The sequence below is a fragment of the Serratia sp. X3 genome (genome assembly GCF_014982455.1).
Taxonomy (GTDB): domain Bacteria; phylum Pseudomonadota; class Gammaproteobacteria; order Enterobacterales; family Enterobacteriaceae; genus Serratia; species Serratia ureilytica.
Genome location: NZ_JADCNB010000001.1, coordinates 984101 through 996684, shown reverse-complemented (window position 1 = coordinate 996684; position 12584 = coordinate 984101). Strand labels below are relative to the sequence as shown.

General features: G+C 58.2%; 10 protein-coding genes. 4 read left to right on the top strand and 6 right to left on the bottom strand.

The annotated features are described in order from the left end of the window. Window positions 1-272: 272 nt before the first annotated feature. Window positions 273-866: a GTP cyclohydrolase II gene (gene ribA, locus IMX17_RS04750; protein ID WP_019452695.1), complete on the top strand. Its 594-nt coding sequence runs from the start codon at window positions 273-275 to the stop codon at window positions 864-866. Between the two features lie 56 nt (window positions 867-922). Here the strand turns inward: ribA and acnA are convergent, their stop codons facing one another. The 4 genes from acnA to topA form a co-directional block, all read right to left on the bottom strand. Further along, window positions 923-3595 carry an aconitate hydratase AcnA gene (gene acnA / locus IMX17_RS04745; RefSeq protein WP_193549372.1) on the bottom strand — a complete coding sequence of 891 codons (2673 nt, stop codon included), beginning with the start codon at window positions 3593-3595 and terminating at the stop codon, window positions 923-925. A 498-nt stretch (window positions 3596-4093) separates the two neighbouring features. Next, window positions 4094-5068, bottom strand: a complete 975-nt coding sequence (gene cysB, locus IMX17_RS04740) for an HTH-type transcriptional regulator CysB (RefSeq protein ID WP_004930690.1) — start codon at window positions 5066-5068, stop codon at window positions 4094-4096. A gap of 221 nt (window positions 5069-5289) precedes the next feature. Beyond that, window positions 5290-5424: a hypothetical protein gene (locus IMX17_RS25315; protein ID WP_255511555.1), complete on the bottom strand. Its 135-nt coding sequence runs from the start codon at window positions 5422-5424 to the stop codon at window positions 5290-5292. Between the two features lie 5 nt (window positions 5425-5429). Then, window positions 5430-8027, bottom strand: a complete 2598-nt coding sequence (topA, locus tag IMX17_RS04735; protein ID WP_193549371.1) for a type I DNA topoisomerase — start codon at window positions 8025-8027, stop codon at window positions 5430-5432. Between the two features lie 427 nt (window positions 8028-8454). Between topA and IMX17_RS04730 the strand changes: the two genes are divergently transcribed. After that, complete coding sequence (locus IMX17_RS04730; protein ID WP_033650243.1) at window positions 8455-8706, top strand: YciN family protein; 252 nt, start codon at window positions 8455-8457, stop codon at window positions 8704-8706. A 50-nt stretch (window positions 8707-8756) separates the two neighbouring features. Here IMX17_RS04730 and sohB read toward each other — a convergent pair whose 3' ends face one another. After that, on the bottom strand, window positions 8757-9803 hold the full coding sequence (gene sohB / locus IMX17_RS04725) for a protease SohB (RefSeq protein WP_182264345.1): 1047 nt from the start codon (window positions 9801-9803) through the stop codon (window positions 8757-8759). 359 nt (window positions 9804-10162) lie between these two features. On the opposite strand from sohB, the gene IMX17_RS04720 reads away from it, so the two are divergent. Both IMX17_RS04720 and cobO read left to right on the top strand, forming a co-directional pair. Then, the gene (locus tag IMX17_RS04720) at window positions 10163-10924 is read left to right on the top strand and encodes a YciK family oxidoreductase (protein ID WP_033643264.1); all 762 of its coding nucleotides are present in this window, start codon (window positions 10163-10165) and stop codon (window positions 10922-10924) included. 13 nt (window positions 10925-10937) lie between these two features. Beyond that, the gene (gene cobO, locus IMX17_RS04715; RefSeq protein ID WP_193549370.1) at window positions 10938-11528 is read left to right on the top strand and encodes a cob(I)yrinic acid a,c-diamide adenosyltransferase; all 591 of its coding nucleotides are present in this window, start codon (window positions 10938-10940) and stop codon (window positions 11526-11528) included. A gap of 39 nt (window positions 11529-11567) precedes the next feature. Here cobO and rluB read toward each other — a convergent pair whose 3' ends face one another. Continuing rightward, on the bottom strand, window positions 11568-12473 hold the full coding sequence (gene rluB / locus IMX17_RS04710) for a 23S rRNA pseudouridine(2605) synthase RluB (protein ID WP_046898941.1): 906 nt from the start codon (window positions 12471-12473) through the stop codon (window positions 11568-11570). Between the last annotated feature and the right edge of the window lie 111 nt (window positions 12474-12584).

The following is a 12584-nucleotide window of genomic DNA, read 5'->3' as shown; positions in this document are numbered from 1 at the left end:
TTTCCTCTGCGTGAATCAGGCTGCAGTGTAACAAGAGTGCAATCTTGATAACACGCGAAAAATTAAACAGATAGACAACCTATCGCAATAATAGGTGGCCAGAAAACGCCATCTGCTGGTTTGCTGAGCACCGCCCGGCAAGAAGTTGTGGCAAAATAGCCGATAATTAACGAAATAGAGATCGGCGTAGCACGTTTTAGTCTTGGTCAATGCACTGACCGGACTTAGGATGCGCGACAATGATTGAATCGTAGGTTTTTGTGGAGAGTGACATGCAGCTTAAACGGGTGGCAGAGGCTAAACTGCCGACACCTTGGGGCGATTTCCTGATGGTAGGATTCGAAGAACTGGCGACCGGACACGATCATCTGGCGCTGGTATTCGGTGATATTTCCGGTGAAGCGCCGGTGCTCGCACGCGTGCATTCCGAATGTCTGACCGGCGACGCGTTGTTCAGCCTGCGCTGCGACTGCGGTTTTCAGCTGGAAGCCGCACTGGAGCAGATCGCCGAAGAAGGCCGCGGCATCCTGCTTTATCATCGCCAGGAGGGCCGCAATATCGGCCTGTTGAACAAGATCCGCGCCTATGCCCTGCAGGATAAGGGCGCAGACACCGTGGAAGCCAACCATCAGCTCGGCTTCGCCGCCGACGAACGCGACTTCACCCTGTGCGCCGACATGTTCAAACTGCTGGGCGTCGACGCGGTGCGTTTGCTGACCAACAACCCGAAAAAGGTCGAGATTCTGACCGAAGCCGGTATCAATATCAGCGAGCGCGTGCCGCTGATCGTCGGCCGCAATCCGAAGAACGAACACTATCTGGCCACCAAGGCCGCCAAAATGGGCCATTTGCTCGACCAGAAGTGACCGCCACCACGGTGAAAACAATCAGGGCGCCTTGCGGCGCCCTTTTTATTGATTAATTACAGCATTTTCCTGATTACGTAGTGCAGGATGCCGTCGTTTTCGTAGTAGGTCAGCTCATTGCCGGTATCGATGCGGCAACGGGTGTCAATCACCTCCTTGCGCCCGTCGGCATAGGTGATATGTACCGGCACCGTCTGGCCCGGCTGCAGCTGTTGCAGGCCGCCGACGCTGATCTGCTCGTCCCCGGTCAGCCCCAGCGTTTTGCGCGTCACGCCCTGCGGGAACTCCAGCGGCAAAATGCCCATACCGATCAGGTTGGAGCGGTGAATGCGCTCGAAGGATTCGGCGATCACCACCCGCACGCCCAGCAGGCGCGGCCCTTTCGCCGCCCAGTCGCGGCTGGAGCCGGAACCGTACTCTTTACCGGCGATCACCGCCAGCGGCACTTTCTCCTGCTGGTACTGCATGGCGGCGTCGTAGATAGACAGTTGCTGCTGCGACGGAATATGGCGGGTATAGCCCCCCTCCACGCCCGGCACCATTTCGTTGCGGATGCGGATGTTGGCAAAGGTGCCGCGCATCATCACTTCATGGTTTCCGCGGCGCGAACCGTAGGAGTTAAAATCCTGCGGCGCCACGCCGTGCTCGCTCAGGTAACGCCCCGCCGGGCTGTCGCGCTTGATATTCCCCGCCGGCGAGATGTGGTCGGTGGTCACCGAATCGGCCAGAATCGCCAGAATGCGCGCATCCTTGATGTCTTGCACCGGATCCGGCTTCACCTTCATGGTGCTGAAGAACGGCGGATGGCGGATATAGGTCGAGTCTTCCTGCCACTGATAGGTCGCCGAACCGGTCACCTGGATCGCCTGCCAGTTGGCGTCGCCGTCGAACACTTCGCCGTATTCCTTGTGGAACATCTCGGTGCGCACCTCTTCCACCGCCTGAGCGATGTCCTGGCTGCTCGGCCAGATGTCCTTCAGGTAGACCGGTTGACCGTCATTGCCCTCGCCCAGCGGCTCTTTGGTCAGATCGATCTTCATGCTGCCCGCCAGCGCATACGCCACAACCAGCGGCGGTGAGGCCAGCCAGTTGGTTTTCACCAGCGGGTGGATGCGCCCTTCGAAGTTACGGTTGCCCGACAGCACCGCGCCCACGGTCAGATCGCCCTCTTTGATCGCCTGCTCGATAGGATCCGGCAGCGGCCCGGAGTTGCCGATACAGGTGGTACAGCCATATCCCACCAGGTTGAACCCCAGTTCTTCCAGATAAGCGGTAAGTTTGGCGCTGTCGAAGTAGTCGGTCACCACTTTGGAACCCGGCGCCAGCGAGGTTTTTACCCAGGGTTTGCTACGCAGCCCTTTCTTGACGGCGTTTTTCGCCAGCAGGCCGGCCGCCATCATCACGCTCGGGTTGGAGGTGTTGGTGCAGGAGGTGATCGCCGCGATCACCACCGCGCCGTCGTGCAGCTCGTGCTGCTGCCCATCCAGCGTAAAGGATTTGCTGTCTGCCTTGGTCTTGTGGCCGCCGATATCCAACTCGGTAGCGGCCCTGAACGCCTGCGGCACATTCGGCAGCGCGACGCGATCCTGCGGGCGTTTCGGCCCGGCGAGGCTGGCCTCGACCGTCGACATATCCAGCGCCAGCGTGCTGGTGAATACCGGCTCATCCCCCGGGTTGCGCCACATGCCCTGCGCCTTGGCGTAAGCTTCCACCAGCGCGATTTGTTCGGCGCTGCGGCCGCTGAGTTTCATGTAGCCGAGCGTGACGTCATCTACCGGGAAGAAACCGCAGGTGGCGCCGAACTCCGGCGACATGTTGGCGATGGTCGCCCGGTCCGCCAACGGCAGATCGGCCAGGCCGTCGCCGTAAAACTCGACGAACTTGCCAACAACGCCGTGCTTACGCAGCATTTGGGTGACGGTCAGCACCAGGTCGGTGGCGGTAATGCCCTCGCGGAGCTTGCCGGTCAGCTTAAAGCCGACGACGTCCGGGATCAGCATCGATACCGGCTGGCCCAGCATCGCCGCTTCCGCTTCGATACCGCCGACGCCCCAGCCGAGAATGCCCAGGCCGTTGATCATGGTGGTGTGAGAATCGGTGCCCACCAGCGTATCCGGATAGGCCACGCGGCGACCGCTTTCGTCGCTGTGCCACACCGTTTGGCCGAGGTATTCGAGGTTGACCTGGTGGCAGATGCCGGTGCCCGGCGGCACCACGCGGAAACGGTTGAAGGCTTTCTGCCCCCAGCGCAGGAAGGTGTAGCGCTCGTGGTTGCGCTGCATTTCGATACGCACGTTGTCTTCGAAGGCGTTGTCATCGCCGAATTCATCGACGGTAACCGAGTGGTCAATCACCAGATCCACCGGTGACAGCGGGTTCACCTGGTCGACATTGCCGCCCAGCCGCCGCACCGCTTCACGCATCGCCGCCAGATCCACCACCGCCGGAACGCCGGTAAAATCCTGCATCAGCACGCGCGCCGGACGGTAGGCTATCTCACGGTCAGCATGGCCGGTTTGCAACCAGGCGACGATGGCCTTGAGGTCGTCAACCTGCACGGTATCGCCATCCACATGGCGCAGCAGGTTCTCCAACAGCACTTTCATTGATTTCGGCAACCGGTCGATATCACCCAGCTGCTTCGCCGCCAGCGGCAGACTGTAGTAGTAATATTCGCTATTTAGCGCAACCAGCTTATCCAGACTTGTTTCACGAAGATCGGACGACATAGCTCCTCCATTTCTTATTGTGATTAAAACAGGGTAATCAGTGAGGTCTTGTTTAAAGATACCACAAAGATAAGTTAACGTTTTGATAACAACACGATTTGATCACAGCGATAGGTGAGAACAATCAAGAAGAAGGAAGTGCGAGCGCAGCCAAGGGGTTAGGCCACGCGTCAACGAAAACGCCGCAACGAGGCGGCGTTTTGGCAGGGAAAATCTCGCGGTTTTAGCGGGGTTTGCGCACCAGGCGACGACATACTGTGAGCACAACTGCCGCAATGATGGCAGAGACACCCAATTTAATGGCAATGACAGCCGAGTCGAAATTATTCATCCCTATTTCACCATCACCGCTAATTTCTATGTTGTTGGAAAAGAAGCTGTCGAAAGGACGACGGCTTTTCAGGATGATCCTGAGAAACAAGGAAGGTACGGGTTTCCGGGCTAAAAAAACCCGGTTTGACAGGCGCCTAACCGGGTTTGATTTGATATCGTCAACGATTACTTGATCGGCAGCTTGATGTCCTTGAACATCGCTTCAATCTCTTCGTTGGAGCGCAGCGCCACAGCGCTGTCGACCACGTCGCGCGTCAGGTGCGGCGCGAAGCGCTGAATGAAGTCGTACATGTAACTGCGCAGGAAAGTGCTGCGGCGGAAGCCGATCTTGGTGGTGCTGTAGGTGAAGATATCGCGCGCATCCACCGTCACCAGATCCGGATCCTGCACCGGATCCACCGCCATGCTGGCGATCACCCCTACCCCCAATCCCAAACGCACATAGGTTTTAATCACGTCGGCGTCAGTGGCGGTAAAGACGATGCGCGGCGTCAGGCCGGCGCGGTTGAAGGCGGTGTCCAGCTCCGAGCGGCCGGTGAAGCCGAAGGTGTAAGTGACGATCGGGTAAGCCGCCAGTTCTTCAATGCTGATGCTGCTTTTGCCCGCCAAAGGATGATCGGGCTTCACCACCACCGCACGGTTCCAGTGGTAGCACGGCAGCATGATAAGATCGTCATACAGGTGCAGCGCTTCGGTGGCGATGGCGAAATCGGCGGTGCCTTTGGAGACCGCTTCGGCGATCTGCGTCGGCGAGCCCTGATGCATGTGCAGCGAGACACGCGGGTAACGCTCGATAAAGCCCTTGATCACGTTGGGCAAGGCGTAGCGAGCCTGGGTATGCGTGGTGGCGACGTACAGCGAGCCTTTGTCCGGGTAGGTGTGTTCACCGGCGACGGCCTTGATGGCGTCTACCTTGGACAGCACTTCACGCGCGATGCGAATGATTTCCTGGCCGGCCGGGGTGACCTGGGTCAGGTGCTTGCCGCTGCGGGCGAAAATCTGGATGCCCAGCTCATCTTCGAGCATGCGCACCTGTTTGCTGATGCCGGGTTGAGAGGTATAGAGCCCTTCTGCCGTCGAGGAGACATTCAGGTTGTGGTTAACCACTTCCACAATGTAACGAAGCTGCTGCAATTTCATATCTTATACCATCCTAGGTTAAACACTGCGGCTTACCCGCAGCCAGGTATATCGGTGTCGCCCCGGTATGCTGAAACTCACAAGCCATAAACCCCGTGTTCTACCCTGATGGTGAAGAAAGCGCCGTTGTTAATAAGCTTTAATAATAAAAAAACTTTTTATATAACCACTATACCACGATGCAGCTTCAAGTATAGATCCGCGTCACACTATGATAACGATTATTTTGCATGGGTATCAACGTGAAACGGCGGTGTCAGAGGGATAAAAACAGCAAAGGATAGATCCGTTTGCCCCTTTTCACCAATAAAAAAACCAGCCACCAGGGCTGGTTTTTCATCTTGCGGGCAGGACATCGGCCTTACTTCTTGCCTTCGACCCACTTGCCGTCCACGTAGAACGCGGACCAACCGGTCGCCTTGCCGTCTTTTTCAGAGGAGACGTACTGCTGCTTGGTTTTACGGCTGAAACGCACCAGGGTTTTGTTGCCTTCGGCATCCGCCACCGGCGCATCGGCCAGGTAGCGCAGTTTCTCCGGCAGACGATCCTTGAAGCGAGCCAGTTCTTCCACCAACGGCGCGCGGGTCTCGCGCGATTTAGGGAAGGTGTTGGCCGCCAGGAACACGCCGGCAGCGCCGTCACGCAGCACGAAATAGGCGTCGGACTTCTCGCACGGCAGCTCCGGCAACGGCACCGGATCTTCCTTCGGCGGCGCGACATCGCCGTTACGCAGGATCTTGCGGGTGTTTTTGCAGTTCTCGTTGGTGCAGCCCATGTACTTGCCGAAACGCCCCATTTTCAGGTGCATTTCCGAGCCGCACTTGTCGCACTCCACCACCGGGCCATCATAGCCTTTCAGACGGAACTCGCCCTCTTCGATCTCATAGCCGTCACACGCCGGGTTGTTACCGCAGACGTGCAGCTTGCGCTGGTTGTCGATCAGATAGCTGTCCATCGCCGTACCGCATTTCTGGCAGCGGCGGCGGGCGCGCAGCGCGTTGGTTTCCGCGTCGTCGCCTTCGAGGATGTTGAGCACTTCCGCTTCCGGCACCAGGTTGATGGTGGTTTTGCAACGTTCCTTCGGCGGCAGCGCGTAGCCGGAACAGCCGAGGAAGACCCCGGTGCTGGCGGTACGGATACCCATCTTGCGGCCGCAGGTCGGACAGTCGATGCTGGTCATCACCATCTGGTTAGGCCGCATGCCGCCTTCTTCCGGGTCCTTCTCCGCCGTTTCCAGCTGCTCGCTGAAATCGACGAAGAATTCGTCCAGCACCGCTTTCCACTCGGCCTGGTTGTTGGCGACCTCATCGAGGCCGTCTTCCATGCGAGCAGTGAAATCATAGTTCATCAGCTCGCGGAAGTTCTCTTCCAGACGATCGGTGACGATCTCACCCATTTTCTCGGCATAGAAGCGGCGGCTTTCCACCCGCACGTAACCGCGATCCTGAATGGTCGAGATGATGGAGGCGTAGGTGGACGGGCGGCCGATGCCGCGTTTTTCCAGCTCTTTCACCAGCGAGGCTTCGCTGTAGCGCGCCGGCGGCTTGGTGAAGTGCTGGCTTGGGATCAGTTTCTGCAGATCCAGCTCGCTGCCTATTTCGACGAACGGCAACGTGCGATCTTCATCGCCTTTGCGCAGGGCCGGCATTACCTTGGTCCAGCCGTCAAAGCGCAGCGTACGGCCCTTGGCGCGCAGCTGATAATCGCCGGCTTTCACCGTCAGCGTGGTGGAATCGTATTGCGCCGGCGTCATCTGACAGGCGACGAACTGACGCCAGATCAGCTGGTACAGCTTCTGCGCGTCCGCTTCCATGTCTTTGAGCTGCTCGGCGAGCACGTTCACGTCCGAAGGACGGATCGCTTCGTGCGCTTCCTGCGAATTCTCTTTGCTGCTGTACTGATTCGGCGCCTTAGGCAGGTATTTATCGCCGAAGTTGTCGCCGATGTAGCCACGCACCATGTTGAGCGCATCCTGGCTCAGGTTGGTGGAGTCGGTACGCATATAGGTGATGTGACCGGCTTCATACAGCCGTTGCGCCATCATCATGGTTTTCTTCACGCCGAAGCTCAGGCGGGTGCTGGCGGCCTGTTGCAGCGTGGAGGTAATGAAAGGCGCGCCCGGCTTGCTGCTGGTCGGTTTGTCTTCGCGATCCAGCACCGTGTAGCGGGCTTTTTCCAGCAGCTTGACCGCGGCGTGCGTCTGCTCGCGGCTGACCGGCTTGAACGGTTTGTCGTGTGCGTGGGTCACTTCCATCTGCAGCGCGGTTTCACCCTTCGCCAGCAGATCGGCATGCAGCTCCCAGTACTCTTCCGGCACGAACGCCTTGATGTCGCGTTCGCGTTCTACCACCAGACGCACCGCCACCGACTGCACGCGGCCGGCGGACAGGCCGCGGGCGATTTTCTTCCACAGCAGCGGCGAGACCATATAGCCCACCACACGGTCCATAAACCGGCGCGCCTGCTGCGCGTTGACGCGGTCAATGTTCAGCTCGCCCGGCTGTTTGAACGCCTGTTGGATCGCGTTTTTGGTGATTTCGTTAAACACCACGCGGCTAAAGCGTTTGTCATCCCCACCGATCACTTCCCGCAGGTGCCAGGCGATGGCTTCCCCTTCGCGGTCAAGGTCGGTTGCGAGATAAATGTGGTCGGCATTTTCCGCCAACGATTTTAACTCGGCGACCACTTTTTCTTTACCCGGCAGGATTTCATAATGCGCTTTCCAGCCGTGGTAAGGGTCGACGCCCATGCGATTTACCAGCGCCGCCTTCTCATCTTTTTTAACTTTTTTCTTGGCTTTGTCTTCGGTTGAGTCAGCGCTCTTTTTGCTGGCTGAGCCACTGGTCGGCAAATCACGGATATGACCGACGCTGGACTTCACCACGTAGTCACTTCCTAAATATTTATTAATAGTTTTGGCTTTTGCCGGGGACTCAACTATTACGAGAGCTTTACCCATATTTACCTTTACCTAATTTATTTCTTCTAAAAAGAAGTCTTTTATCTCGCCGTGCCGCGGCAATTCGTGTCTCTTTTTTTATATTGCGGCAGTCTGGCAAGAGATCAACAGATTTTTTTCTTTTGGTTGCCCAACTGCTCAACCTGAACGCAAGTTGTTGATCCTGCCTGCTATTCACCCATGCCCCAGAAGTATGGCTGCGTGATTTTTATTCATGGCGTAAACAAAACCTTCCACCCGACGCCGCAAAATCCCACACTGTACCTGATAAAAAGCGTCACGCAACCTAATTAGCACGGAAAGGCAGATTTCGCCAACCGGCCGCCGCCCATGGCCATCCAGACGGCAAATAAACCTTAGTCGGTTTGCGGATAAAAGCGAACCGGCGTTAGAATATGCGCAGCGTTTTTTGTTTGGAGTCTAATAAATGCACAAGAATACTGCACCTATCGGCCGCGAGGCCCTGCTGGCGGAAGCAAATAACATCATCCGCCAACACGAAGATTATCTGCACGGCATGATCGCCACCGACGTTGAACAAAAAAGCGGCGTTTTAGTTTTTCGCGGCGAATACTTTTTAGATGCCGATGGATTGCCCACCGCCAAAACCACCGCCGTATTTAATATGTTTAAACATTTGGCTCACCTGCTTTCGGAAAAATACCATTTGGTCGATTGAGAAAACAAAACGGGGGCGCCAGGCCCCCGTTGATTCCTGCTCTTCTCGTCTTACAACAACGGCTTTTCCCCGCGCTGCCACCAGCGCAACAGCAAACGATCGACGCTTTCCGCCGCGCTGCCGGTGAAACGATCCATCAAACGTTTACGACGTGCATAGCGCACGGCGATCACTTCATGGTTATCCAACTCGGCGATCAACAAATCGTCGCTGGTGCCGATGGCGTCGATAAGGCCTTTCTCTTTAGCCTGGGTCCCGAACCAGTGCTCACCGGTGGCGACGCTATCGATGTCCAGCGACGGGCGCTGCTCGTGCACGAAGCGTTTGAACAGCTCGTGCGTTTCGTTCAGATCTTCGCGGAACTTCTCGCGCCCCTGCTCGGTGTTTTCACCGAACAGCGTCAGCGTACGTTTAAACTGCCCGGCGGTATGCAGCTCCACGTCGATGTCGTTCTTCTTCAGCAGGCGGTGGAAATTCGGGATCTGCGCCACCACGCCGATGGAACCGATGATGGCGAACGGCGCCGCCACGATGCGATCCGCGACGCAGGCCATCATGTAGCCGCCGCTGGCCGCCACTTTATCCACCGCCACCGTCAGGCGGATGCCGCCTTTGCGCAAACGCTCCAGCTGCGAAGCCGCCAGGCCGTAGCCGTGCACCACCCCGCCCGGGCTTTCCAGACGCAGCAGGACTTCATCCTGCGCCGAGGCCACCGCCAGCACCGCGGAGATCTCTTCGCGCAGCGACGTCACCTCGTGCGCATCCATGCTGCCCTTGAAGTCCAACACGTACAGGCACGGCTTGGTCACTTCCACCGCGCCGGATTTGGCGCGCTGCTTCTTCAATTTGTCATCAGATTTGGTCTGCTTCTTGAACTGTTTCAGCCAAACCTTTTGCTCGGCAGTATCCATACGCGCCAGGCGCATATCGCGCTGCATCTCGCGATACTGTTCACCGAGATCGGTCAGCTGCAGCTCCCCTTTCTGGCGGCTCTTGCGTTGCCCCAGACTGACCGCCAGTATGGCCAACGCGGCGATGGCGAGCACCACCGTGGCGACCTTGGCCAGAAACAGGCCATAAACAGATATAAACTCCACAGATTCCGCCTTTATTTACAGGTTGTTAGTATGACTCTTTCCATTTTAGCCAACCGCAGCGCCTGCTGTCGCGGCTAAATGAAAATTCATTGCGTTCTGCACGTCACTATGGGGACGATTCAAGGCCGAACCAAGCCGCCGCCGCGCCGCTTTCGTGACAAAAGAATGCCATTTCAGCCTGCTACGCATTGAAAATGCGTACGGATTAAGGCATATAACACCCATTATTCATCAATATGATGAGACAGATTCGCTGCGCGGCCCGCAGAAGGTCGAGCTCTCGCTCCCGCCCTGGCCGCGCGTTTCACCCTTGCTCCCCACGATACGCGGGAGAACAGCCACCCAGGCGAGGATTTATCGTGCATTACCAACCCAAACAAGATCTGCTCGAACAACGCATTATTTTGGTCACCGGCGCCGGAGACGGCATCGGCCGCGAAGCGGCGCTGACCTACGCTCGCTTCGGCGCCCAGTTAGTGCTGCTGGGACGCACCGAGAGCAAACTGCTGGCGGTACAGCAAGAGATCGCGGCCCAGGGCGGCGCCCCGGCCCTGGTGGTCACGCTCGACTTGCTGCACGCCACGCCGGAGCAATGCCGGCAGATAGCCGACGATCTGGCGCGCCAAATCCCGCGCCTGGACGGCGTGCTGCACAACGCCGGCCTGCTGGGCGACATTGCGCCGATGGCCGACCTGTCGATAACCATGTGGCAAGAGGTGATGCAGGTTAACGTCAACGCCACCTTTATGCTGACTCAGGCGCTGCTGCCGCTGCTGCTGAAATCCCACGCCGGGTCACTGGTGTTCACCAGTTCCAGCGTCGGGCGCACCGGCCGCGCCGACTGGGGCGCTTATGCGGTGTCGAAGTTCGCCACCGAAGGCATGATGCAGGTATTGGCCGATGAATACAAAAATCGTAATTTGCGGGTAAACTGCATCAATCCGGGCGGAACTCGCACCAAAATGCGCGCATCCGCCTTCCCGCACGAAGACAAAAACAAGCTGAAAACCCCGGCTGACATCATGCCGCTGTACCTGTATCTGATGGGCGAGGACAGCCGGCGCAAAACCGGCATGAGCTTCGACGCCCAGCCGAACCGCAAACCCGGCGCGGCCGAATAATAAGGAGCGTTTCATGGCGGAAGATCGTCATCAACAGCGCCAGCAGCGCCTGAAAGAACAGGTCGATGCACGCATCGCCGCGGCGCAGGACACCCGCGGCCTGCTGCTGGTGTTTACCGGCAACGGCAAAGGCAAAACCACCGCCGCCTTCGGCACCGTCACCCGCGCGGTCGGTCACGGCATGCGCGCCGGGGTGATCCAGTTCATCAAGGGCGAGTGGCCCAATGGCGAAAAGAATATGCTGCAGCAACATGGCGTTGAATTTCAGGTGATGGCCACCGGCTTTACCTGGGAGACGCAGAACAAGGCCAGCGACACCGCCGCCTGCCAGGCAGTGTGGCAGCACGGCAAACGCATGCTGGCCGACAGCAGTCTGGATCTGGTACTGCTGGACGAAGTGACCTACATGTTGACCTACGGCTATCTGGAGCTGGAAGAGCTCAAAGAAGCGCTGCGGCAGCGCCCTGCGCACCAAACGGTGATACTGACCGGGCGCGGTTGCCATCGCGATCTGCTGGAAATGGCGGATACGGTTACGGAGATGCGGCCGGTGAAACACGCGTTCGACGCGGGCATCAAGGCGCAACAGGGGATCGATTGGTAACAAAACGTTCTGGCCCCGAACGGGGCCAGAATGGCGGGATCAGCTGCGTTTGCTCGGTTTGCCCGATTTACTCGGTTTGCTGCCCGGCGCACTGCGACGGCCGCTGCCGGCCACCTGCGAGTGACGCTTAACCGCGCGACGGATCTGGTTAGCCTTCACGCGGCGGCGCTCACGCTCCACCGGCATCTTGCTGACCGTTTCCGGTTTCAATTCAACCAACTCGCGCAGGTAGTTGATCGCCGGCAGATCCAGTTCGGCCCAACCGCCGCGCGGCAGGCCTTTCGGCAGATCGATATCGCCGTAACGCACGCGGATCAGGCGGCTCACCTGCACGCCCACCGCTTCCCACAGGCGACGCACTTCACGGTTGCGGCCTTCGGTCAGGGTCACGTTGTACCACTGGTTGAGGCCTTCACCGCCCTGGAAGCTGATAGTGCGGAACGCGGCCGGGCCGTCTTCCAATTGCACGCCTTTGCTCAGCTGCTTCACTTTCGCATCGTCAACCTGGCCGAACACACGCACCGCGTACTCGCGTTCCACTTCACGGCTTGGGTGCATCAGACGGTTGGCCAGTTCACCATCGGTGGTGAACAGCAGCAGACCAGAAGTGTTGACGTCCAGTCGCCCTACCGCCACCCAGCGCGAACCGCGCAGCTTCGGTAAGCGATCGAACACCGTCGGGCGGCCTTCAGGATCGCTGCGGGTACACAGCTCACCTTCCGGTTTGTAGTAAGCCAGCACGCGGCAGACCACGTCTTCGGACTCTTTGATCGACAAGACATGACCATCCAGGCGAATTTTCATCGCCGGGGTCACTTCAACGCGATCGCCCAGCTTGGCGACCTTGCCGTCGACGCTGACGCGCCCGGCTTCAATCATGGTTTCGATTTCACGACGCGAGCCGTGCCCGGCGCGCGCTAATACTTTCTGTAACTTTTCGCTCATTGAGCAACCTCTAATGTCGCCTTCACAGGCGTCGGGGGGATAACCGCCGCGGCCAATCGCCGCAACGGTAATAATACGTTTATCAGGATCGAACCGCGCATTATACAGGCT